This window comes from Petrotoga sp. 9PWA.NaAc.5.4 (assembly GCF_002895485.1).
Classification (GTDB): Bacteria; Thermotogota; Thermotogae; order Petrotogales; family Petrotogaceae; genus AZRK01.
Map to the genome: position 1 here is coordinate 1 of NZ_AZRK01000018.1, position 23,629 is coordinate 23,629.

22 protein-coding genes and 1 tRNA gene are annotated in these 23,629 nt (G+C 30.3%); 13 read left to right on the forward strand and 10 right to left on the reverse strand.

Going from position 1 to position 23,629, the window contains the following annotated elements; genetic code table 11:
- Positions 1 to 601 (forward strand): Rpn family recombination-promoting nuclease/putative transposase (locus X924_RS06560; RefSeq protein WP_199172656.1); only part of this gene is annotated, 601 nt, incomplete at its 5' end.
- 241 nt (positions 602 to 842) lie between these two features.
- A complete protein-coding gene (locus X924_RS06565) occupies positions 843 to 2,045 on the forward strand; it encodes a 2,3-bisphosphoglycerate-independent phosphoglycerate mutase (protein ID WP_369826028.1) in 1,203 nt (400 codons plus the stop codon).
- A 52-nt stretch (positions 2,046 to 2,097) separates the two neighbouring features.
- Here X924_RS06565 and X924_RS06570 read toward each other — a convergent pair whose 3' ends face one another.
- The 10 genes from X924_RS06570 to X924_RS06615 form a co-directional block, all read right to left on the reverse strand.
- Positions 2,098 to 4,380, reverse strand: a complete 2,283-nt coding sequence (locus tag X924_RS06570) for a glycoside hydrolase family 65 protein (RefSeq protein WP_121958139.1) — start codon at positions 4,378 to 4,380, stop codon at positions 2,098 to 2,100.
- 469 nt (positions 4,381 to 4,849) lie between these two features.
- Positions 4,850 to 5,494, reverse strand: a complete 645-nt coding sequence (gene pgmB / locus X924_RS06575; RefSeq protein WP_121958140.1) for a beta-phosphoglucomutase — start codon at positions 5,492 to 5,494, stop codon at positions 4,850 to 4,852.
- Between the two features lie 579 nt (positions 5,495 to 6,073).
- Positions 6,074 to 6,967, reverse strand: coding sequence for a carbohydrate ABC transporter permease (locus X924_RS06580; protein ID WP_121958141.1), 894 nt, complete (start codon positions 6,965 to 6,967; stop codon positions 6,074 to 6,076).
- Between the two features lie 9 nt (positions 6,968 to 6,976).
- The gene (locus tag X924_RS06585; RefSeq protein WP_121958142.1) at positions 6,977 to 8,140 is read right to left on the reverse strand and encodes a carbohydrate ABC transporter permease; all 1,164 of its coding nucleotides are present in this window, start codon (positions 8,138 to 8,140) and stop codon (positions 6,977 to 6,979) included.
- 91 nt (positions 8,141 to 8,231) lie between these two features.
- Positions 8,232 to 9,443, reverse strand: coding sequence for an ABC transporter substrate-binding protein (locus X924_RS06590; RefSeq protein WP_121958143.1), 1,212 nt, complete (start codon positions 9,441 to 9,443; stop codon positions 8,232 to 8,234).
- Between the two features lie 289 nt (positions 9,444 to 9,732).
- On the reverse strand, positions 9,733 to 10,725 hold the full coding sequence (locus X924_RS06595) for a LacI family DNA-binding transcriptional regulator (RefSeq protein ID WP_121958144.1): 993 nt from the start codon (positions 10,723 to 10,725) through the stop codon (positions 9,733 to 9,735).
- 317 nt (positions 10,726 to 11,042) lie between these two features.
- Positions 11,043 to 12,134, reverse strand: a complete 1,092-nt coding sequence (locus X924_RS06600; protein WP_233186600.1) for a YqeG family HAD IIIA-type phosphatase — start codon at positions 12,132 to 12,134, stop codon at positions 11,043 to 11,045.
- On the reverse strand, positions 12,106 to 12,357 hold the full coding sequence (locus tag X924_RS06605) for a DUF4911 domain-containing protein (protein ID WP_121958146.1): 252 nt from the start codon (positions 12,355 to 12,357) through the stop codon (positions 12,106 to 12,108). Before X924_RS06605 ends, X924_RS06600 begins: the two co-directional genes overlap by 29 nt.
- Positions 12,358 to 12,986: 629 nt before the next feature.
- Positions 12,987 to 14,276, reverse strand: coding sequence for a PhoH family protein (locus X924_RS06610; protein ID WP_121958147.1), 1,290 nt, complete (start codon positions 14,274 to 14,276; stop codon positions 12,987 to 12,989).
- A gap of 1 nt (position 14,277) precedes the next feature.
- Complete coding sequence (locus X924_RS06615) at positions 14,278 to 14,844, reverse strand: PolC-type DNA polymerase III (RefSeq protein ID WP_121958148.1); 567 nt, start codon at positions 14,842 to 14,844, stop codon at positions 14,278 to 14,280.
- 191 nt (positions 14,845 to 15,035) lie between these two features.
- Between X924_RS06615 and X924_RS06620 the strand changes: the two genes are divergently transcribed.
- From X924_RS06620 to lysS, 11 genes are all read left to right on the forward strand, one after another.
- Positions 15,036 to 15,109, forward strand: a tRNA-Arg gene (locus tag X924_RS06620).
- 66 nt (positions 15,110 to 15,175) lie between these two features.
- Positions 15,176 to 15,439 carry a stage V sporulation protein S gene (locus X924_RS06625; RefSeq protein WP_121958157.1) on the forward strand — a complete coding sequence of 88 codons (264 nt, stop codon included), beginning with the start codon at positions 15,176 to 15,178 and terminating at the stop codon, positions 15,437 to 15,439.
- A gap of 157 nt (positions 15,440 to 15,596) precedes the next feature.
- Positions 15,597 to 15,914, forward strand: coding sequence for a hypothetical protein (locus X924_RS06630; RefSeq protein WP_121958149.1), 318 nt, complete (start codon positions 15,597 to 15,599; stop codon positions 15,912 to 15,914).
- A gap of 31 nt (positions 15,915 to 15,945) precedes the next feature.
- A complete protein-coding gene (gene zapA / locus X924_RS06635; RefSeq protein WP_121958150.1) occupies positions 15,946 to 16,263 on the forward strand; it encodes a cell division protein ZapA in 318 nt (105 codons plus the stop codon).
- A 40-nt stretch (positions 16,264 to 16,303) separates the two neighbouring features.
- Positions 16,304 to 17,125 carry a glutamate racemase gene (gene murI, locus X924_RS06640; RefSeq protein WP_233186601.1) on the forward strand — a complete coding sequence of 274 codons (822 nt, stop codon included), beginning with the start codon at positions 16,304 to 16,306 and terminating at the stop codon, positions 17,123 to 17,125.
- Positions 17,126 to 17,157: 32 nt separating this feature from the next.
- Positions 17,158 to 18,012 (forward strand): RNase adapter RapZ, encoded by an 855-nt coding sequence (rapZ, locus tag X924_RS06645; RefSeq protein WP_158245339.1) that lies wholly within the window; start codon positions 17,158 to 17,160, stop codon positions 18,010 to 18,012.
- Between the two features lie 113 nt (positions 18,013 to 18,125).
- Positions 18,126 to 19,064, forward strand: a complete 939-nt coding sequence (gene yvcK / locus X924_RS06650) for a gluconeogenesis factor YvcK family protein (protein ID WP_121958152.1) — start codon at positions 18,126 to 18,128, stop codon at positions 19,062 to 19,064.
- Positions 19,065 to 19,101: 37 nt separating this feature from the next.
- Complete coding sequence (whiA, locus tag X924_RS06655; RefSeq protein ID WP_121958153.1) at positions 19,102 to 20,007, forward strand: DNA-binding protein WhiA; 906 nt, start codon at positions 19,102 to 19,104, stop codon at positions 20,005 to 20,007.
- 34 nt (positions 20,008 to 20,041) lie between these two features.
- Positions 20,042 to 20,494: a transcriptional regulator NrdR gene (nrdR, locus tag X924_RS06660; RefSeq protein ID WP_121958154.1), complete on the forward strand. Its 453-nt coding sequence runs from the start codon at positions 20,042 to 20,044 to the stop codon at positions 20,492 to 20,494.
- A 389-nt stretch (positions 20,495 to 20,883) separates the two neighbouring features.
- The gene (gene greA / locus X924_RS06665) at positions 20,884 to 21,366 is read left to right on the forward strand and encodes a transcription elongation factor GreA (protein WP_121958155.1); all 483 of its coding nucleotides are present in this window, start codon (positions 20,884 to 20,886) and stop codon (positions 21,364 to 21,366) included.
- Positions 21,367 to 22,078: 712 nt separating this feature from the next.
- The gene (gene lysS, locus X924_RS06670; protein WP_121958156.1) at positions 22,079 to 23,587 is read left to right on the forward strand and encodes a lysine--tRNA ligase; all 1,509 of its coding nucleotides are present in this window, start codon (positions 22,079 to 22,081) and stop codon (positions 23,585 to 23,587) included.
- The last annotated feature ends 42 nt before the right edge of the window (positions 23,588 to 23,629 follow it).

Here is a 23,629-nt window from a genome sequence, read left to right on the forward strand (position 1 = left end):
AACGATATGGAACATAGAAACAAATTTAATGAAACTAATTGAAGGAGTCAAAGACATACCCGAAGGAATGAAAAGATACATACCGAGCTATGAATATGAAATATACGACTTTTCGCCGAAATCGAAAGCAAAAATAGCAGGAGAAGCATACACAAGATTAGTAATAGAAGTGATGAGAAGTGCATTTGAAAAAGACAAAGAACGATTTTACAAAGCATTTAAGCTAATGGTAGAACTAACGAACAAAATGCAAGACAAAGAAAAAGCTGATGAAGTATTTGAGATATGTTTAAAATATTTGTTGGATACAAAAGATGACATTGAGATAGAAGAAATGGAAAAAGTAGCAAAAGAAGAATCAGTTGAAAGGGGTGAATTGATAATGTCAATAGCTGAAAAATTGAGAGAAGAAGGAATTGAAAAAGGCAAACTTGAAGAAAGAAAAGAATTAGTATTAGAAATACTAAACCAAAGATTTGGAAAAGAATTTAATAAAGAGTTAGAAGGAAAAATAAGAAAAGCAAACGAAGAAGTGATTAATAAGATAAAGAAAAATATTTTAAAAGTAACCATCGAAGAATTGAAAGAAATATTGAAATAAAAACTCTTTGTATGGAGATCCACTTTTAAAAGGGGTGGATAAGAGGAAGGCAGGGTAAAAAATATCTTTGGCTATAAATAATGAATTAGTAGAATGGACACTCTACCTGGGCATACCCAATAAAACAAAATTGAAATTTTTGTATGTATAACGTAAACCCTTGTTTTAAAAATCAAAAACAAAACCTTGAGACGAGCTGCGGCACGTCTTTAAATTTAAAATGGAGGTGTAGTTTGTGCAAATAGATAGACAAAAAATCATTAAAGATTTAGTCGTAAAAACTAACTCTAAAATAGTTTTGTTTGTTATGGATGGTTTAGGAGATTTGCCAAAAAATGGTAAAACTCCATTACAAGCAGCAAATACTCCAAATATGGATTCTTTAGCTAAGGAGAGTGATTTGGGACAAAGTGTACCTGTTTTACCGGGCATTACTCCTGGAAGTGGCCCAGGTCATTTATCTTTGTTTGGCTATGATCCCTTAAAGTATCAAATAGGTAGGGGTATTCTTGAAGCTTTAGGTTTAGGAATAGATGTAGGTGAAAAAGATGTTGTTGCAAGAGGTAACTTTGCAACCATAAAAGATGGTATTATTGTAGATAGAAGAGCTGGAAGACCTTCAAGCGAAGAATCTAAAAAAGTTGTAGATATACTTTCAGAAAAAATAAAGAAAGTAGATGATGTTGAAATTAATTTTTATCCTGGCAAAGAACATAGATTCGTTGTAAAATTTACAGGGGAAGGTTTATTTGATGAAGTTTCAGATGCGGATCCACAAAGAGAAGGTTCGCCTATGGAATGGGCTAAAGCAACAAACCCTGATTCTGAAAAAATGGCAAATATTGTCAATAAATTAATTAAACAAATTGGAGAAGTACTAAAAGATCAACCTAAGATGAATTTTGCGTTATTGAGAGGGTTTTCAAAACATCCTATAATTCCATCTTTTGAAGAAGTATACAAATTAAAGGCTGCTGCTATAGCTACTTATCCAATGTATAAAGGTTTGTCTAAATTAGTAGGTATGGAAGTTTTAGAAGCCGGTCAAACTTTAGAAGATGAAGTTCAATCATTAAAAGATAATTGGGAAAAATACGACTTTTTTTATTTTCATGTAAAAAAGACAGATTCTTATGGGGAAGACGGAAATTTTGAAGAAAAAGTTAAGGTGATAGAAAGCGTCGATGAGATCTTAAAAGAAGTTTTATCTCTAAATCCAGATGTTCTAATTATTACAGGAGATCATTCAACTCCTTCTCTAATGAAATCACATAGTTGGCATCCTGTTCCTGTTTTGTTGCACTCTAAATATGTAAGAAAAGGTTTATCTGTTTCTTTTGATGAATATGAGTGCGCAAGAGGAAGTTTAGGAACAATATCAGGATCGGATATAATGACTCTTGCTTTAGCTAACGCAGAAAAATTGGAGAAATATGGTGCATAATATAATTATTAAAAAGGCGGGCATTAGCCCGCTTTTTTTTATTTGCCATGATTTAGTTATTGAATGTTAAGATAAAAGGTTTTTGCTTCTCTATAAAATATGTTTTTGAAAAAATATTTATGTTAATATCTTCAGTTACTTGGATTATTACTTTATCTTTGTAAATTGAGATAAATATTTCCGTATTTCTCAAAACTACTTTGAAAGCTAACTTTTCCCATAATTTAGGAAGCCAAGGGTTAAAACTTAAAATCCCTTCTTTGTCTATACTTAAACCTGCAAAACCATAAACCACACTTTGCCATGAACCCCCTGAAGATGCGGCATGTAACCCATATTCTGTATTTCCTTGATTATCCTCTAAATCTGTCATTACTGTTTTAATAAAATATTCGTAGGCATTATGAGTATCCCCCACTTTTAATCCCATAATAGAATACATAGAAGGACTTAACGAGGATTTGTGCATAGTTCTTTTTTCATAATATTCATAATTTACTTTTTTCGTTTCTAAATCAAATTCTTCATCCAATAAAAGTAAAAGCATTATTACATCTGCTTGCTTAACAAGTTGGGTTTGATTAATTTTATCCAATTCTACACTTTTTGGCCAAAGTGGCATCTTATTTTTATCCCATTGTGAAATTGTGTAATCTTTAAGATTAAAATAACCTTCAAATTGTTCTATAAGAGGGCTACCGTAATATCTTGGAATAAAAATTTTTTCGGATATTTTCTCCCATTTCTCAAAATCGCTTTGGGATAATCCCAGTTTGTTTTCTAATTTTCTATATTTTATTGGATCTCTTTCTTTTAACCATTTAGATATTTCACAAGCTTTCTTTAAATTCCACTTAGCCAGGTAATTTGTATAAGCGTTATTGTTAACGTGTTCATGAAATTCATCTGGCCCAATTACCTTATTGATTTCATATCTATCTTTTTGGTAATTATATTCCAATCTTGATTCCCAAAATTTTGCAGTTTCAAATAATATTTCGCTTCCATAATCTATCATAAATTTTTCATCATTCGTAATTTTAAAATATTCATAAATTGAAAAAGCAATATCTGCGCTTATATGAATTTCTTCATCACCCGTCCAAATTCTTACAGGATTGCCCAAATAGTCTTTGCCCCATTTTGGCGTTGTTTCTAACCCCGTATCAGTAGATTCCCATGCATATTGAGCACCTTTGTAACCATTAAGAGATGCGTTTTGTCTGGCTCCACTTAAAGTGTGATATCTGTATAAAAGAAGAGATCTTGCTGTATCGGGTTGAGTATAAATAAAAAAGGGTAACATATATATTTCTGTATCCCAAAAAATATGGCCTTTATACCCTTCACCATGTAATCCTTTAGCAGCAATACTGATTTTCGGATCATCTTTATTTGCACAAGAGGTTAACTGATAAACGTTGAATCTAATTCCTATCTGCGCTTTTTCATCTCCTTCTATCTCAATATCAATTTTATCCCATATTTTCTTCCATTCTTCAATATGCTTTTTTAGCTCTTCTTCAAATCCCAGAAACGCAAATTGATTTAGTTCTTCTTCTGCTTGTTGGATATCATCTACTTTATCTCGAGAGGTGTAAGTTACTCCATATTTATATATAACATAAGTTTCATTTTCTTTTATAAAAAGTTCGTAAAGCTCTTTTACTTTCTCCCCTAAAATCTTAAACTTTCTATTTTTTAATAAATTCTCATAGCCTTTTGAACAACGTATTGTAGTTGCTTCAATAATATTAGTTTTAGTATCTTTAGTCTCACTTTTTAAAAGAATTCCAGGTTCCAAATCTTTCATTTCTTTAATTATATAATGCTTAATTTCATCGTATGGACTATTTGCTGAATTAGTGGTTGTTCCATCTATTTCGTTCTCTATAATAAGTTTGTCTGAAAAATTTTTAGGAATTATCTCATATTTAGATGCCCAAAGATGTTTGTTATTCATGCTAACAAATCTTTGAGATTTCACTTCAATGATTTTTCCAGAGTCAAGTTGAATTTCAAATTCTGTATTTAAAATGCTCTCCTTCATATTTAAGCTTCTTGAAAACTTTAAAATCTTACTTTTATCCAAATTGATCGATTCCTTATCAATAAAGAATCTTATAGATAAAGGATCAGGATTATTAACAATTTCTTGAACATCAGCATCAGCTTTATCATAGATACCTGCTATAAAATTACCTTTCCATTCTTCATTTGAAAATTCATTAACCCCTCTTAAACCTCTATAACCATTTGCTAAAGTAAAAATAGTTTCATATTTCTTGTTTTGTTTTGGATTATATTCATTTTGTTCTATTTCCCAAAGATTCAAAGTACATTACCTCCTCCTATCAATTACCATTATTCATTTAGAAATTTTGAAACTAAAATATATATGTTTTGACGTTTAGTCTTTTCAAAAATACTTCCTAAACTCTAATCCTCACAGAATATGAGTTTCTTTAACCTCTTCGCTATGTGTAGCGAAGGAGGGGAGAGGGGCTCCACACTGGAACCACTTTAAATTCAAAACCTTATTTTTAGAAAATTATTATTTCTAAGGACCACATTTAATTCTTTTAACCTCTTCGCTATGTGCAGCGAAGGAAAGAAGAGAGGGCTCCGCCCTGGGTCCATTTTAAATTCAAAGATTATTTTTAAAAAGTCCTCCATTTTAAAGTCTTTATATAATTTTGACCAATGTTTATTTCTTTAGCTCTTCGGTACTTGTACCGAAATAGGAGAGGGCTCCGCCCTGGACCCCATTTAAATTCAAATTTCACTTTATTAGCATTATTAATTCAAAGATCTTTAAACACTGAAATATCTAAACCTTCAAAATTTCTTATAACCTTATCAGCATCTTGCAATATTTGTGCACTACCGACTCCAATTACTTTCATTTTTGCTTTTTTAGCAGCCTGAATCCCTGCAATAGCATCTTCAAAAACCACACATTCTTCAGGTCTTACTTTTAGTTCCTCAGCTGCTTTTAAAAAAATTTCAGGATCGGGTTTTGCATTAATAATCATAGTCCCATCAATTATGACATCAAACTTTTGCTCTAATTTTAACTTTTTTAAAATAATTTTGGTGTTCTTACTTGCAGAGGCTATTGCCATTTTAATGTTGTTTATTCTAAGTTTTTCAATAAAATCCCGTACTCCGGGAAGAATATCATCTTCAGTTAATGCACTTATATATTCTATATAATAATCATTTTTCTTTTCGGCTAACTTTATTTTTTCATCTTGAATTAATTGTAGATTTCCTAATTTTAAAACTATTTCCAAACTTTCTAATCTACTAACTCCTTTTAATCTTTCATTATCTTTTTCTGTGAATTTAATATTTAATTCATCAGCTAATTTTTTCCATGCAAGAAAGTGATATTTTGCTGTGTCAACTATCACTCCGTCTAAGTCGAATATGCATGCTTTTATCAAAAATAATTCCTCCTTGTATAATTTATATATAACTACTTTAGAAATCCCAAAATCATTATTATATGTATATTTTAACGTTGATTCTTTTACAAAATACCTTCCCACTTCTAGTCCTTACTATTTCCTAATTTTTTAACTTTTTTGGTACTTGTAGCCAAGGAAGGGGGAGAGGGCTCCGCCCTGGACCCATTTAAATTCAAAACCTTATTTTTAAAAAGTTATCCATTTTAAAGTCTTTATCTAATTTTGACAAATTGTTTATTTCTTAAGTTATTCGGTACTTATACCGAGAGGGGAGAGGGCTCCGCCCTGGACCCATTTAAATTCAAAACCTTATTTTTAAAAAGTTCTCCATTTTAAAGTCTTTATATAATTTTGACAAATTGTTTATTTCTTAAGTTATTCGGTACTTGTACCGAGAGGGGAGAGGGCTTCGCCCTGGACTCATTTTAAATTCAAAAGTTTGGTTTTAGAAAATTATTACTTTTAAAGTACCTATCTGATCTTCACAAAATATGAATTTCTTTAACTTCAAGCTCTCATTTTCACTTCTTTTATTCCCACAGTGTTTATCTTCTATTATCCTTTAACTGAAACGGCCCGACCTGTTTCAACAAACTGATTTTGGAAAGATAAAAATATTATTATCATAGGTATAGTCATTATTATAGTAGCAGCCATCATATACTGCCAAAAAGTATAATAAGAAGTTTTAAAAAAATTCAGACCTAAAGTCAAAGTATACATTTCCTGCCGTGAGGTTATTATAAGAGGCCATTGAAAATCATTCCAGGCACCCAAAAATGTATATATTCCCAAAGCTCCTATTGCAGGACGTGCATTTGGTAAAACGATCTTAAAAAATGTTCCAAAAGTTCCTGCTCCATCAATTCTCGCTGCCTCTTCCATCTCTTTAGGAAAATTCATAAAAAATTGTCTCATTAAGAATAATCCAAATATATTTGCTAATTTTGGAAAAACCATACCATAGTAGGTGTTTACCAATTCCCAGTTTACCATTAAAGTATATTGGGGTATCATCGTGACTTGTGAAGGAACCATCATAGTTCCTAAAAATAAGGTAAACCAAAGTTCTTTGAAAGGAAATCTTAATCTTGCAAAAGCATAACCTCCAAGTGTTCCTATTAAAATATTTCCTAAGGTTACAAATCCTGCGTAAACTACTGTGTTCAGAAACCATCTGGAATACAAAGGAACAACCTCAAAAACTTTTACATAATTTTCAAATGTCAAAGGAGCATTGAAAGCTTTAGGAGGCCAATTGAAGATTTTTAGGTTGATAGGCCAACTCATTACATCTGTTCCCTTAACGATGCCATCTTCATCAACATAAGTCATTGGGACAAAAGATACAAGAGCCGCCCAAGCAAAAGGAAACAGTGAAATTAAAGTGTACGCAATTAAAACAATATAAGAAATGATTCTTGCAATTTTCCATTTTTTTTCTTTCATTTTTTCACCTCAATATTCTTCCGGAATATAACGACGTTGCAAGAACGTTATAAACATAATTATTGCAAAAAGTATTAGAGCTAAAGAAGATGCATACCCCATATTTCCATATTCAAACGCATTTTTATAAATATAAAAAGAAATTGTTATGTTCCTCATATTTTCAATTAAAAAATATATTTGATCAAATACTTGCATACATCCAATTGTTCCCATAACTATAACGAAAAGTATCTGTGGTCTTAAAAGTGGTAAAGTGATTTTCCAAAATTTTTGTAAACCAGAGGCTCCATCAATATCAGCAGCTTCATAAAGAGATGTGGGTATATCCTGCAAGCCAGCTAAAAAGGTTATCATGAAATATCCTGCAGTTGACCAAATATTCATAAGCATAATTGAAAACAAAGCGGTACTTGGATTATTCAGCCAATCAATTGGTTGGTATCCTAAACCTCCAAAAAGCGTTACTAAAATTCTGTTTAAAATTCCAGGTTTTGAATAAATTAACCAGAAAATCATGGAAATGGCAGCAGATGAAGTTATTGCTGGTAGGAAAAATACAACTTTATAAAATTTGACACCTTTTACTTTTAAATTTGCAGCCACCGCTAAAATAACGGCTAAAAAAGTTTGTATTGGTACTACAATAGCGGTATATAATAGAGTGTTAAATAGGGAGATCTTAACATAATCATCATTAAACATTCTACGAAAATTCCCCAATCCTACTAATTGTGGCTTATACTTTTTAAATAAACTTTTTTCTTGTGTCATATAAGTTGTCATAAATTCTGAAGTTGTCATTACTGTATTTAATTTCCCACTTACAAAATCTTCCAAAAGTTTTTGAGTATCGAAGTATTTTAAAACAGCTTCTTCTTGCTCAGAAGTTAAGTTTATACCTACATCGTATTTAATAAAAAAAAGTAAATCAAACCAACTCATTACTTCTTCTACCGAATTTACATCAGATTGAAACATTCCTATATGCAACTCGATTGTTTCTTGTACATTTAAAGGCATTTTAAATTTTTGAGTTTCTAAAGGATTAAAATTAGTAAAACTGTAATAAAATATCATAATGATAGGATATATAGTAAACAATAAAACTATAATTATAACAGGAGAGGCAAATATATATCCTGATATGGCCTCTTTAGTTTTAGGTTTCATTTTATTGTTTCGCCCCTTTCCAAAAGATGATGAGGGAAATTCCCTCATCATCTTAGTTTTTCAACAATTTTTAAATTTTTTAAATAATTTTTTATCGAGATACCCAGGAATTATAATTTTTTTCAATTGTTCTTATAGCTTCGTCTACAGTTATTCTTCCCGCAAATAAATCGTTTAAAATAGAGTTCAAATAATCATTTGCTTTAGCAAATATTCCTGTTGGTGTTGGAACTCTCCAAGGATAGCCAAATTCTACTGAATCATAAAACACTTGCTTCATCGGATCAGTATCTTTTACTGCGACACTTTGTCTTGAACCAAGAACTCCTGCCTTTTGTACGAAGATTTCTTGGCCTTCAGTTACAAGAAATTTTAAAACTTCCCAAGCTTCATCCTTATGAGGTGATTGCCTATTTATACTCCATGCAACTGTATAAATCATAGTGGATTCATCTACCAAACTCGGTAATTCTACTATACCAGTTTTTGATTCAACATTTGGAAAAGATTCTCTAATATATCCTAATGCCCATGGACCTTCCATAACCATAGCCGTCATTTCCTTTGCAAAAGCATCTCCAAGCCAACCTGCACCTAATGTTGATGGTAAATACGCTAAATTATATTTGGACGCAAGTTCAACATAAAACTTTAATGCAGCTACTGCTTGTTTTTCAGTTAAAGCGGTTGACAAGTCTTCTTTTACTAACCTACCTCCAAAACTATGAATCATAGGAATTAATCTATTAAAATCTGCTGCTAAAGACAATGGGGCATCGTATCCTCTTTCTTTAAGTAAAGTTGCTTTGTAAAATAAATCAAACCAAGTGTCTTCATTTGTTGGATAAGGGACATTATATTTATCAAATATCTCTTTGTTGTAAAATAAAGCTAAGGTTGAAAAATCTTTTGCTATACCATAAACTCTATTGTTAAATGTAAAAGCGTCTACCAAGTTAGGATAAAAATCGTCAATATCGAATTTGTCTCTTTGTATATAAAGGTCTAAAGGTTGTAATACATTCGCTCTTGCTAATTCTTCAAAAACATACACGTCCACGTAGAAGAGATCTGGACCTTGACCACCTGATAATCTAGTCATTAAAGTTTGTTTGTAATCTCCTGCGATAGGATCCCATCTAACTTGAATATCTTTATGAGAGGCGTTAAACTTTTGAACAATTTCTTTGATAGCTGCTTCTTCTGCAGGATTTCCTGGCCATCCTGTTATAGTTATAGTAACGGCAGAAAATGAAGTGAATACAAAGAGAATCATCAAAACAAAAAATGTTACCTTTTTCATACCAAACTACCTCCTTTAAGTTGATTTATACTTATTTTAAAAATTATGAAACTTAAGTCTTATAAATATTTTAATGTTAAATTTTTTAAAAATACTTCCTAAACTCTAATCCTCACAAAATATGAATTTCTTTAACTTTTTCGCTACGCGTAGCTAAGGAGAGGGGGAGGGCTTCGCCCTGGACACATTTTAAATTAAAAACCTTATTTCTCGAAAATCTTCATTGCTAAAGTTTCTATTAGATTCAAATAAAAAGATCTTTCTGGAACTCGCCGATAAAAATTATCAATTAAATATGTTTAGTTGTAAAACTCAAAGTACTTTTTCTCTTAACTAATTTAGAAGGTACAACTAACGACATTACCTCTTCTCCATTTGCTAATTTATGCAAAGCTTCAGCAGCACTATAACCAATTTTTATAATATTTTGATCCACAGTTGTTAACTCTATAAATTCCGAAAGAGGAATATTGTCATATCCAATAACAGGAACTTCTATTCCTAATCCTCTTAAAAATTTAATCGTAGCGTACGCCATTGTATCAGATGCGCAGAAAACACCATCATAGTTAAAGCCTCTTTTCAAAATTGATTTTAAAATTTCAATCGTTTTTTCTTCATCAAAATCGCCATATTCTATATCAATTCTTAATTTTAAATCTTTTTCTGCACTTTTTACTCCACTCAATCTTTGTTCAGATACGGGTATCCCTTCGTTTCCACTAATGTAAAGTATCTTTTGACATCCTATTTCTTTTAAATGCTTTATTGCTATATATGCACCAGATACGTTGTCACTGTCTACGTAAACAAAATTATTTTCATCGTTTCTACCTATAACAACAAAAGGAAAATTTTCATTTTTTAAAAGTTCTACTCTTTTATCGTTTTTTCTAATATCTAACAAAATAAAACCATCTATTACTTTACTTTTAATGATATTTTTATAGTATTCAAGTATGTCTTGTGATTCATGAATATCTACTATTAGTTTAAGTCCCTTTTTAGAAAGAAAAGTTAGAACTCCTTTTAAAAATTTGGTAGAGTAAGTATCTTCTAAAACCCTACCTCCTTTCACGGAAAAGATTATACCGTATATGCCCGTTTTCTTTTTCCTTAAAGAAGAAGCTATTTTATCAGGTTTATAACCATAATCACGGATAATTTTTAAAATTTTTTCTTTAGTTTCTGGCTTAACTTTGTCTGAATCGTTTAACACCCTAGAAACTGTTGCAACTGAAACTTTTGCTAAATCTGCTATATCTTTTATTGTCAAATTCATATAACTCACCTCAAGGTGTTATTAAGGAATAATATGTAAACGATTACATAAAATATTGAAATTCTCTTTTCTTATTTGTCTAAATTAACAAAAAGAATAATTTAAGTTACCGGCATAATTTTTTATATTTTTTGTAATCGTTTACATAATAATTATATTATTTATTTTTTTAAAAATCAAACTTGATTATAGCTAATTAATTATAATTAGCACCGCTTATTTTTAAATAAAATCGTTTATGATTAGATTTCTTAATTTTAAAAAAATAAATATCCAAAAAAATTTGGATATTTATTTTGAGGTTGCATTGTGAAATATTAAGAGTTATTTTCTAAATTTTCCGTTTGATCTTTAGCGAGAGTAGGTTTTTCTCTAATCCACTTCAACGCAATTTTTTCAAAAAATCTCATAAAACGTGTCCAGAGTCCTTCCTTTTTTGAAAGCGGTTCAACCTTTACAGTATAAAAACCTAAGACATTCCCTAAAACAATATCAGTAAAAAGTTGATCACCAATTATTACTCCTTCACCAGGCTTATAACCGTGTATTTTTAATTTTTTTCTAATTTTAAATCGCAAAGGTTTCATAGCTGAATATAAAAGGTCTATTCCCAAATCATTCAATTCTATTTCTAACTCTTTGAATCGCTTTTTTTTACTGTTAGAAGCTATCAAAATATAGAATCCTTTTTCCTTCAATTTCAAAAAAAGATCAATTACTTCCGGACGTAAATAATTTTCATGCCATTCGTTTAAAGTATTATCAAAATCAAAAATTAAAATCTTGTATCTCTTTTCCCATAAATGATCATAGTCAACCTCAAAAACATTTTTTTTGAATTCGTTAGGGCTAAAAAGGTCTATAAACCGAAAAAACCATCCTATTGTATAAAAAAACATTTTATAAGCAAATTTAGTAAATCCAGCAACAAAATGTTTGAATTTACTTTCTAAACCATAAGTATATGGATTTATTAATATAGTATATAAGCCAAGTTTATTCCCAACACTGATATCAGTAATAAAAAGATCACCAATAATAACTGTTTCAGATTCCTTAGATTTCAATTCTTCCAAAACCGATTTTAACTTTTTAGTGTTAGGCTTTTTCATACTTGTATATACTTTAACCTTCCCGTTTGTCAATGTTTCTATGGATTTAACTTTTTCTCTTTTTGAATTCGTGACTATAGCAACTTTGAATCCATCGTTAATCAATTCCTCAAAAAGATCCAAAGTCTTTCGTGAAATTTGATCGTCCCTCCATGGAGTTACCGTGAAATCATAATCCATAAGTATAGTTGTAAATCCGAGTTTTTTCAATCTATCATAATCTATGGAATATATATCAGGACTATGTTCACGAGGAATTGGAATATATTTAAATAACCCCGTCGTGTGGTTCAACACTTACTACCTCCAGTTTAATGTCTGATTCTTTTAAAGAATTGAGTAAGGTTAGAGCTTCTTCTAACAATCCTGCAGGAACTATTATTTTAAAATAACCATTTTTTTGTTTTTTTCTTACATTCATTATATGTGCTTCTGCTTCTATTAAATAAATTAGTAGGTGAATATTCTCTCTTGCAACGTCAACATATATATCATATTCTTGAATTTTGTTTTCATCCATATATTCTTTCTCCTCTTTTATAATTCTCACTAAATATCATAAATTCAAAACATCATTTTTAGAAATGCTCCTTTTCTAAAGTTCCCATTTAATTCTTCTAACTTTTTTGGTACTTGTAGCCAAGGAAGGGGGAGAGGGGCTCCGCCCTGAACCCGCCTTTTAAAATCAAAAGATTATTTTTAAAAAGTTCTCTATTTTAAAGTCTTTGTCTAATTTTGGCAAATTGTTTATTTCTTAAGTTATTCGGTACTTGTACCGAGAGGGAAGAGGGGCTACGCCCTGGACCCGCTTTTAAATCCAAAAGATTATTTTTAAAAAGTTCTCCATTTTAAAGTCTTTATCTAATTTTGGCAAATTGTTTATTTCTTAAGTTATTTGGTACTTGTACCAAGAGGGGAGAGGGCTACGCCCCGAAGCCACTTTTAAAATCAAAAGATTATTTTACAATGAAACTGCGAACGATGTGGTGAGGGCTCTGCACTAGACCTGTTTTAAAATCAAAAGATTATTTTGCAATGAAACTGAGAACGATGTGGTGGGGAGCTCTGTCCTGAACCCGCTTAAAATTCAAAAGCTTGTTTTTAAAAAATTCTCTTTTCTAAAGTTTTTAATATAATATTTTTTATTTATTATAATATTTCCGCAGAAATTGTTGCCAATTCAGATCTTTCGCCTTTTTTCATTGTTATATTGGCTGATAAATCAATACTTTTAAAGCGAGATGCAGCATAAACTAATCCGTTAGAAGAACTATCCAAATATGGATTATCTATTTGATATGGATCGCCAGTTAAAACTATTTTAGTACCCTCTCCTACTCTTGTTAAAATGGTTTTTATTTCTCCCGGAGTTAAGTTTTGTGCTTCATCTACTATCATGTATTGCTCAGGAATAGTCCTACCTCGTATATATGAAAGAACTTCTACTTCAAGCAAATCTTTTTTTGATAGGTACTCTTCGGGTCTTTTCCCACTGCCTTTAAATAAAAGATCTAAATTATCATAAATTGGTTGTAACCACGGACGCATTTTTTCTTCGATATCTCCAGGTATATAACCTATATCTTTTCCCATTGGAATGACAGGTTTTGAAACTAACAATTTATTATATAGTTTTTCTTCTAATATACTGTAAAGACCAGCAGTTAAAGCTAACAATGTTTTTCCAGTTCCGGCTGTTCCGACTAATGTAACAAAAGGGATTTCGGGATTCAACAATGCATCTAAAGCAAATATTTGTTCAACACTTCTTGGCTTTATACCTAAAAATTCACTTTCAAAATCTACATAAATCTTTACAAATTTTTGTTTTTTTGAATCATATCTAAGTAAAAGATTTCCATATTGTAAATAAGTATTAGGAAACACCTCTTCAGCGATGTCAAACTCTGATAATTCGTATTCATCTTTTTCTTCAATTTCCTTACGAAATTCATTGACAATAATATAACCATCAGGTAATAATTTTATATCAATTTTATCGGTTAAATAATCCTGACTTTCTAAACCAATTGAATCGGCTTTTATCCTTAAATTTAAATCTTTACTGACTATGATTGTACGTAAATCTTTATTTTCATCTTTTAAGTACATTGCATAGTATAATATAAAGTCGTCCTTAGACTCTCCTAAATAGCTTGGCATACGATGCTTTGGATCATTTTTTTCTAAAGCCAAGACTTTTAATGTTCCCCCGTTAGGCAACTTTACTCCTTTTTGTAATGGTGTCCCATTTCTAAAACTATCCAATATTCTATTAACTTCTCTTGCCGATTTAGCAACTTTATCACTTCTTGTTTTGAGTTTATCGATTTCTTCTATAACAGGAAATGGTATTATAACGTTATTGTCTTGAAAATTAAGAACACAGTTTGGATCATGAATTAAAACATTAGTATCTATAAGAAAATTTTTTATCAACCTATTCACCCCATTTTTTTATGAAATTGGCTAATGCTTTAAAAGTAAAAAGATTTATATATTTCTGAAATAACTTCGCAGTTGCTAAAGCATCATCCCATGCTCTATGAAAATGTTTAATACCTAAATTAAACTTTTTGGAAAGGTATTCAAGATTATATGGGCCCTGACTTAAAAAATATTTTGATACTTCTAATGTATCCAAATAATAATTACTTATTGAAAACATTCCACTTTCTTTTGCTGCTATGTCAAGAAACCTAAGATCCATTTTTGCATTATGAGAAACTATTATCGAGTCGTCTATATAATCTTTAAATCTTGGAAAAACTTCTATCAATGGTGGCGCATGTGAAATATCTTTGTTGTTTAGTTTATGAAACCGCGATACCTCCGCCGGTATAAATATATTAGGATTCACTAATGTATGAAAAGAATACTTAAATTTTATTTTCTTTTCATATACGGGTATAGCAGCTATTTCTATAATTCTATCACCCATCTCAGGCTTTAGCCCCGTTGTTTCGAAATCTACAGCCAAGAAGACTCGTTCCTCCATGTCAAACATTACATTTCCCTCCATTCATTTTATTATACCATTATTGGCTTAAATTTTTATTTCTTGATTAAATAATTTAGAAACAATGGTAACGATGCTTTTTCTCTATTAAAGATCAATTATCAACTGTAAAAATACCTCTCTTGATTTTATGTAGGTAATTAAGGTATAATTAAAGTTGAGTAAAGTGAAAAAATTATGCGTCTGTAGCTCAATTGGATAGAGCGTCGGACTTCGGATCCGAAGGTTGTGGGTTCAAATCCCGCCAGACGCGCTATAAGCCCTAAATCAGACCAAGTTAAATTCAGAACATTATAAGGAGGTATCTTTCATGGCAGAAGTGGAAGTACTTAAGGTTGCCGCAAATTCAAAACCAGTTGCTGTTGCAGGAGCTTTAGCTGCTATTATCAGGGACAAAGGAATGGCTGAATTACAAGCTATTGGAGCAGGAGCTGTAAATCAAGCAGTAAAAGCAATTGCTATAGCACGGGGATATGTAGCTCCAAGTGGAATCGATTTGGTTTGTGTGCCAGCATTTTCTGATGTTGAAATTGAAGGGGAAGAAAGAACCGCTATAAAATTTGTTGTAAAACCGAAAGAGTAAAAATAAAAAGAGGCTTAGCCTCTTTTTATTTTTTAATTTTTTAAATATAATATTAAAAAATTAATTATTTTCAAGTTATTTTCATATATATTATGTTATAATAAAAAAAGTTAAGTGATACTATAATTTTCTACAAATTAAAAAGGGGGTTAAAAGGATGGACATTTTAAAAGACTTGGAAAATATGCTTGAAACTTTGGTAGACAAATATAACGAACTAAAGAAGGAGAAAAGTGATCTACAATCTCAATATAACGAACTATTCAATGAGTACGAACGAACAAATAATGAAAAAGAAGATTTGAGCAGACAGCTTGAAGAATTAAAGCGAAAAAACGAAGAAGTTGAAAATTACTTAAGTCAAATGAGGGCAACATTAATTTCAAGGTTAGGAGAAGAATTTGCTCAAAATAATGATAGTTCCGAGTTCTCTAATTATCCTGATCAAGGTGATTCGAACCAATCTTCTTATTAAAGCTCACTAAAAACTATTTAGGGATGATTTTATGAAAAATTATAGATCTGTAGAAGTTAGAATCCTTGGAAAAGATTATAGGTATAAAGTTGATGAGCCCGAAGAGATTATTAATAAGATATTAAAAGATATAAAAATTGAAGCTGAAGAATATGCAAAAAAAATTGGGGAAGAAGAAATAGACTATATTTTGTTGCTTATGTTATTAAACGAAAGATTAAATACCTTAAAAACAAAGCAAGAGATAAATGAACTGATAACAAAATTCAATAATACTTTAACCACAACTTTAAATCCTCAAGATGAAAAAACGTGGGAGAATAAAACCAAATCAGTACATTGGGATTAATAATACTTATCGGGGAAGGGAGGAAGGGCAACTTATATCGATGTTGCCTATGGGAATGAAAATAGGATTTTTTGATTCAGGAATTGGTGGCCTTACAGTATTAAAAAATGTGATGAAAAATTTTGGGAACCACCAATATTTTTATTTGGCTGATAATTTGAATGTTCCTTATGGTTCTAAACCCATTTCTTTTTTAAAAGAGAATTTAGAAAAAATCATGTATTTTTATAATTTATTACATGTAGATGTACTAATATCAGCTTGTAACACCACCGATTCCATAGTTTTAAAAAATAATATTGCGTTAAATAATTATGATTTTGTTTATGTTAGCATAATAAAAAATGGAATTAAAAGTATAAAAAAAGAAGATTCTGTGCTATTATTAGGCACAGAAAATACTATTAAATTAGGTGTTTATAAAAATTTGCTTTTTGAAAAAGGAATAAAAAAATTTGATGAATTGGCATGTCCGTTGTTTGTACCTTTAATAGAAGAAGGATATTGGTATGGGCAAATGGCAGACTCAATTTTAAGATTTTATTTAAGAGATTTTAGAGCTAAATACGATAAAGTTCTTTTAGGCTGTACTCATTATCCGATACTTGAAGAACAAATAGAAAGATATACTGAAGCTTTAACAATAGACCCAAGCGATGGAATCGTTGATTTTTTGAATGAAGAAATCAAAGTAGAAAAAAGAATCGGAAGTCTTTCAGTAAACTATTACATTACAGGAAACATTGAAAAGTTTAAATATTTATCTAAACTTTTTATGAAAGATATTTCTTATGTGCCAAATTTTAAAAAGATTGATTTGAATAAGCTTTATGAAAAACAAAGTATACTTTTCACAAAATAGATATTATTTTTAAAAAGGAAGAGAGATATATATTGAAAGCGATTCCCACTGTATTTTTAATCACTGGCCTATCTGGTGCGGGAAAGTCTTTATTATTAAATGCCTTAGAAGATGAAGGATATTATACAGTTGATAATATACCTCCTCATCTTATAGAGCATTTTTTAAATATTTTATGTACAAGTAACGTAAAAAAATTAGCCATTGTTAGTGACATTAGATGGAAGGATCCCAACGGGTTAATTGAAATATTTACTTCTCCAGAAAGATTATCCAAGTGTGACATGGAAATTCGAAGAGTTTTCCTAAAAGCTGATAAGGCTGTTCTTATCGATAGGTATTATAAGTCAAGAAGATCTCATCCTTTAGGTAATCCCTTAGAGAAAGCCATAGACAATGAAATAACGATTATGGCGGAAATAGAAAAACTGTGTGATATTGTTATAGATACTTCATCTACAGAACCTACTGAGTTTAAACAAAAGTTTTTTCAAATAATAAATGAAAATATTCAAACCCTAAAATTGAATATCATAAGTTTTGGATTCAAAAATGGAATACCTCAAGGTGCAGATTACGTGATAGATGTAAGATACTTACCTAACCCTTTTTATATGCCAGAAATGTATCAATTAACTGGACTTGACGATAAAGTAGAAAAATTTTTAGAAAAGTTCAAAGAAACTGAAGAAACCATCAATGAATTAACTAAATTTGCAAAATTTGTTCAGGATAAATATTCGCGAACAGGCAGAGTGGAAGCTAATTTTTGCATAGGTTGTACAGGTGGTCAGCACAGATCTGTATATGTAGCGCAAAAACTTTTCGAGAATTTAAAAAATGAAAATAGAGAAGTAGAAATTATTCATAGAGATATAGAGATATAGAGATATAGAGATACATAAATAGATACTTTAGAAATGATAACTTTTAGAAAACAACATTTCGAATGTATAACAAATCCGTAATGTAAAAAACGTTTCAAGGAAGGCAAAAACATATGAAAAATATAGTTGTAATTGGTGGAGGAACTGGATTAAGTCAGATTTTAAGAGGGTTAAAATGGATTAATGATTTAGATATAGTATCTGTTGTTACAGTAACTGACGATGGAGGAAGTTCGGGAATTATAAGAAATGATTTTGAAATACCCCCACCAGGTGATATAAGAAATAATATATTAGCTTTGGCAGAGAAAGAATCTTTGTTAACAAAATTACTCGATTATAGATTTAATGAAGGTTTCTTGCAAAATCATAACCTTGGAAATATAATTTTATTAGCATTAACTCGTTTAAATAACAATAACTTTCCTCTTTCTATAAAAATGTTGTCTGATGCTTTGAAAATAAGAGGAAGGGTTTTTCCTGCCTCTACAGATTTAATAAAATTAGCTGCAGAGTTTGAAGATGGAGAAGTTGTTTTTGGTGAAACTTCTATTGTTTCCAAAAATAAAAAAATAAAGAGAGTTTGGCTTGATGGAACCGCAGAAGCGTTCGAAGAAAGCGTGCTTGCAATACAAAATGCTAATTTAATAATATTAGGACCTGGAAGTTTGTACACAAGTATAATACCCAACATTCTTGTTGAAGGGATACGTAAAGCTGTAAACGTTAGTAAAGCTAAAAAAATTTATATTTCAAATATTATGACACAACCTGGAGAAACTATAGGTTATACATTGAAAGACCATGTAGAGGTGTTAGAAGGTTACTTGGGCAAAGAATTAGATTACATTATAGTTAATGATTCTAAGTTACCTCTTAATATTCAAGAAAGATATAGCCAAATGGGAGCAGAACAAGTAGAAATAGATATGGATGATGAAAGAATAATAAAGTCAGACTTAATTTATATTATTAATAAAGAAAAACCAATTGTTAGGCATGACCCTAAAAAAACTTCTGAGTTGATTTTGAAATGCTTACAATTAGAATGAAAAGAAAGACTTCTGTTTTAGTTGGAGGTAAGTTGTATTGAATACTTTTTCTGAAGAGATAAAGATGTCTTTAGCAAATTCTGAAATGTTGTTTCCACAATATGAATTTTATGGAGCTTTTATAGGAAGAGGAGAAACAATAAAATCTGAAAACAAAGAAGTTGTAAAAATCAAATTAACTTCAATAAATTCTTTAAAAAGAGTATATAGAATTGTTAAAACATTTTATACTCAAGAAATAATTGTCGAGCCTTATAAAGATAAAAGATTGAATTTAGGTAATGGTGGAATCATATTTCTAAATAAAGAAATTATAGAAAAACCTTTAAAAATTGTTGGTCTATCTTTAAATAAAAACAAATTACCAGCATCTTTAAAAAATGATCCTGTCATATTTGGTCTTTTTTTAAAAGGATTATTTTTAACATGCGGCTCAATATCTATAAAAGAAGCTTACCATCTTGAGTTCAATTTTGAAGCGAGTAACAGTTTTTTCCAAGAAATTGTTAAGACCTTCAATAATCTATTAGGCATAAAAACAAGGTTTATTGTAAGAGGGAAAAAAGCGAAATTATACTTAAAATCTCGTGAGGATATTTTGAATATGATAGAACTCATGGGAGCCAAGGAAAGTGTAGCGAAATTAAGCCAATTAATGGAGATAAGGAATTTACGAGGAGATATAACAAGAACATTAAATTTTATTTCTGCTAATTCTACAAAAATCGCCGAGAGTTCTTTAAAACAAATCAGAGATATACAGATTATAAAAGAAAAAATAGGACTTGAAAGTTTACCTTACGATTTAAAAAGAATAGCTTTATACAGATTAGAAAATCAGGAAGCAAGTTTAAGTACTATTGCAGAAGCTTTGAATATTAAAAAGCCTACTTTATATAACAAATTTAAAAAGATTTCAAAAATTGCGGAATCTTTAAGTTAAAATTCAAGTATATAATATAGGGCGGTGGTAAGTTGTGATTTGCCCATTTTGTGGATATGAAGAAACAAAGGTTCTCGATTCTCGGCCAGTAGGTAACGGTACTTCGATAAGAAGAAGAAGAGAATGTCTTAAATGTGGTGGGAGATTTACCACATACGAAAGATACGAACAGGCAAGTATTAGAATAATAAAAAAAGATGGAAGAAGAGAATCTTTTGACAGGCAAAAACTCATGGCAGGTATAATAAAAGCCTGCGAAAAGAGACCCGTAACAAATGAACAGATAGAAGAAATGGTTGATAATATAGAAGAAGGATTAAGAAAAAGTGGAAAATCCGAATTTTACTCCTCAGAAATTGGAGATAAAGTTATGGAACAGTTAAAATTAGTAGATCAAGTAGCTTACGTAAGGTTTGCATCTGTATACAGAGAATTTCGAGATTTAGATAGTTTTTTGGAAGCTATAAAAGAATTAAAAAATAGTTAATAAACTATAAAAGTACAGTTCGGACTTTAGAAATGAAGCGTTTCAGAAAATAAGTTTTTGAATTTATAGCGGGTCCAGGGCGAAGCCCTCTCCCCCTCTCGGTACAAGTACTGAAGAGCTAAAGAAATAAACAATTGGTCAAAATTAGATAAAGACTTTAGAAATGAAGCGTTTCTAAAAATAAGCTTTTGAATTTAAAATGGGTCCAGGGCGGAGCCCTCTCCCCTTTCCTCGGCTACAAGTACCGAAAAAGGTAAAGAAATTAGGAATTAGTAAGGATTAGAAGCGAGGAGGTATTTTATAAAAAATTAAATCTAAAACATATATAAAATATAGATTTTAAAATTTCTAAAGTGAGTAAAAGTGATAAATAGAGGGAGGAATTTTAATTGTCAGAAGAAATATATAAACTTACTCGAGAAGGATATGAAAAATTAAAAAAAGAAAGAGAAGAGCTGAAAAGAAAACTAATGGGAGAAATCGCCGAACGTATAAAAGAAGCGCGTGAGTTAGGGGATCTTTCTGAAAACAGCGAATACGAAGAAGCAAAAAATGAACAAGGTAAAATTGATTCAAGAATAAAAGAAATTGACTACATATTAGATCATGCAGAGATAATTGAAGAAGATAATCAAGATGATTCTAAAGTTAGTTTAGGAAGAAAAATAAAAATAAAGGATTATAGCCTGAACAAAGAGCAGGAATTCTTACTGGTAACTCCACAAGAAGCCAATCTTAAAGAAGGTAAAATCAGCATAGATTCTCCTATTGGAAAAGCAATATTAGGAAGACGAAAAGGTGAATTTATTAATTTAAAAACTGGAAGAGGAGAAATTAAAAAAATAAAAATAGAAGAAGTCAATAATCGTTAATTAATCAAAAAATACTCTATAAACTTTATAAACAAAAATTTTCTAAAAATAAGGTTTTGAATTTAAAATGGGTCCAGGGCGGAGCCCTCTCCTTTTTCGGTACAAGTACCGAAAAGTTAAAAAATTCAGATAGTACTTTAGAAATAATAATTTTCTAAAAATAAGGTTTTGAATTTAAAATGGGTCCAGGGTGGAGCCCTCTCCCCCTCTTGGTACAAGTACCGAAAAGTTAAAAGAATTAAATTGAAACTTTAGAAATAATGATTTTCTAAAAATAAGGTTTTGAATTTAAAATGGGTTCAGGGCGGAGCCCCTCTCCCCTCTTTCGCTACAAGTACTGAAAAGTTAAAAAATTCAGATAGTACTTTAGAAATAATGATTTTCTGAAAATAAGGTTTTGAATTTAAAATGGGTTCAGGGCGGAGCCCCTCTCCCCTCTTTCGCTACAAGTACCGAAAAGTTAAAAAATTCAGATCGTACTTTAGAAATAATGATTTTCTAAAAATAAGGTTTTGAATTTAAAATGGGTCCAGGGCGGAGCCCTCCCTCCCCTTCCTTGGCTACAAGTAACAAAAAAGGTACATAAATTAGGGATTAGAAGTGAAGTGAGAAGGTATTTTATAAAAAATTAAATCTAAAACATATATAAAATATAGATTTTAAAATTTTTAAAGATAGCAAGAATAAGAATTACCAATATAGGAGGCAAAAGATGGATCTGAGAAAACAAAGATTAGCTCAAATAAATGAACTCAGACAAAAAGGATACGAACCATATAAATATAGATTTAAAAAAGATTACAATGCTCAACAAATAAAAAAGTTATTTGACAACAAAATAAGGCCAGAACAACAATTGCCTGATGAAATCTTTAATTTTGCTGGAAGAATAATGACTTTAAGAAAACATGGTAAATCCACTTTTATCGACGTTAAAGATGATACAGGAAGAATTCAAGTTTACGTAAGATTAGACCAAATTGGAAAAGAAAATTATGAATTTTTTAAAGAATACATAGACACAGGCGATTGGATAGGCATTAAAGGGTACCCTTTTAAAACAAAAACAGGGGAGTTAACGCTATTAGCGCTTGAAATCGAATTACTTTCAAAAGCTATTAGACCATTGCCCGAAAAATGGCATGGTTTAAAAGACAAAGAAATTAGATATAGGCAAAGATACGTTGACATGATTGCTAACGATAATGTAATAAAAACTTTTCAAACAAGATTTTTAATAATAAGGTATATAAGAGAATATTTAAATGAAAAAGGGTTTTTAGAAGTTGAAACACCTGTCCTTCAAACAGTTATGGGAGGAGCCAATGCAAGACCTTTTATTACTCATTTGAATGTTTTTGATATAGATATGTACTTAAGAATAGCAACAGAATTACATCTTAAACGTTTAGTTGTTGGGGGAATGGAAAAGATATACGAAATAGGAAAGATATTTAGAAATGAAGGAGTTTCAAACAAACACAACCCTGAATTCACATCTATAGAACTTTATCAAGCTTTTGCTGATTACCAAGATATTATGAATCTCACGGAAGATTTACTATACCAAGTTACAAAAAAGATTCACGGTAGTGCAAAGATTACTTATCAAGGACAAGAGATAGATTTTACTCCTCCTTTTAAAAGAGTTAAGATGAGAGAATTTATTAAAGAACATTTAGGAATAGACATAGTTGAATCTTCTGACCAAGAATTAAAGAACTTTCTTAAAAATAAAGGTGAACAAGTCGAAATAGAAGACAGATATCATTACATCGATAAAGTATGGGATATGGTTGAAGATAAAATTATTCAACCTACTTTTGTTATTGATTATCCCATTGAATTATCTCCACTTGCTAAAAGGAAAAAAGATGATCCTCGATTAACTGAAAGATTTGAATTGATAGTTAATGGGAGCGAAATTGCCAATGCCTTTTCTGAATTAAACGATCCTCAAGACCAGTTTGAACGTTTTAAAGAACAGATGAAACTAAAAGAACTTGGAGACGAAGAAGCACAAATGATGGATCTTGATTTTATTAGAGCTTTGGAATACGCTTTACCACCAACTGGTGGCTTAGGAATAGGAATAGATAGATTTTGTATGTTGTTAACCGATACCCCCACCATAAGAGATATTATTTCTTTTCCTATAGTAAAACCTATGTCTTTTGAAGACGAAGAATCTATTATGCAAGAAGAAGACAAAAAAGAATAAAAGTAATAATTTCATGAGGAGTTTAAAAATAATGATTTTCTG

Bases quoted from the DNA above. Each gene is read 5' to 3' on its own strand.
- X924_RS06580 (WP_121958141.1), bottom strand. From the start codon at position 6,967: ATGAAAGAAAAAAAATGGAAAATTGCAAGAATCATTTCTTATATTGTT.
- X924_RS06585 (WP_121958142.1), bottom strand. From the start codon at position 8,140: ATGAAACCTAAAACTAAAGAGGCCATATCAGGATATATATTTGCCTCT.
- X924_RS06590 (WP_121958143.1), bottom strand. From the start codon at position 9,443: ATGAAAAAGGTAACATTTTTTGTTTTGATGATTCTCTTTGTATTCACT.
- X924_RS06595 (WP_121958144.1), bottom strand. From the start codon at position 10,725: ATGAATTTGACAATAAAAGATATAGCAGATTTAGCAAAAGTTTCAGTT.
- X924_RS06605 (WP_121958146.1), bottom strand. From the start codon at position 12,357: ATGGATGAAAACAAAATTCAAGAATATGATATATATGTTGACGTTGCA.
- X924_RS06615 (WP_121958148.1), bottom strand. From the start codon at position 14,844: ATGTTTGACATGGAGGAACGAGTCTTCTTGGCTGTAGATTTCGAAACA.
- X924_RS06630 (WP_121958149.1), top strand. From the start codon at position 15,597: ATGGACATTTTAAAAGACTTGGAAAATATGCTTGAAACTTTGGTAGAC.
- zapA (WP_121958150.1), top strand. From the start codon at position 15,946: ATGAAAAATTATAGATCTGTAGAAGTTAGAATCCTTGGAAAAGATTAT.
- murI (WP_233186601.1), top strand. From the start codon at position 16,304: ATGTTGCCTATGGGAATGAAAATAGGATTTTTTGATTCAGGAATTGGT.
- yvcK (WP_121958152.1), top strand. From the start codon at position 18,126: ATGAAAAATATAGTTGTAATTGGTGGAGGAACTGGATTAAGTCAGATT.
- lysS (WP_121958156.1), top strand. From the start codon at position 22,079: ATGGATCTGAGAAAACAAAGATTAGCTCAAATAAATGAACTCAGACAA.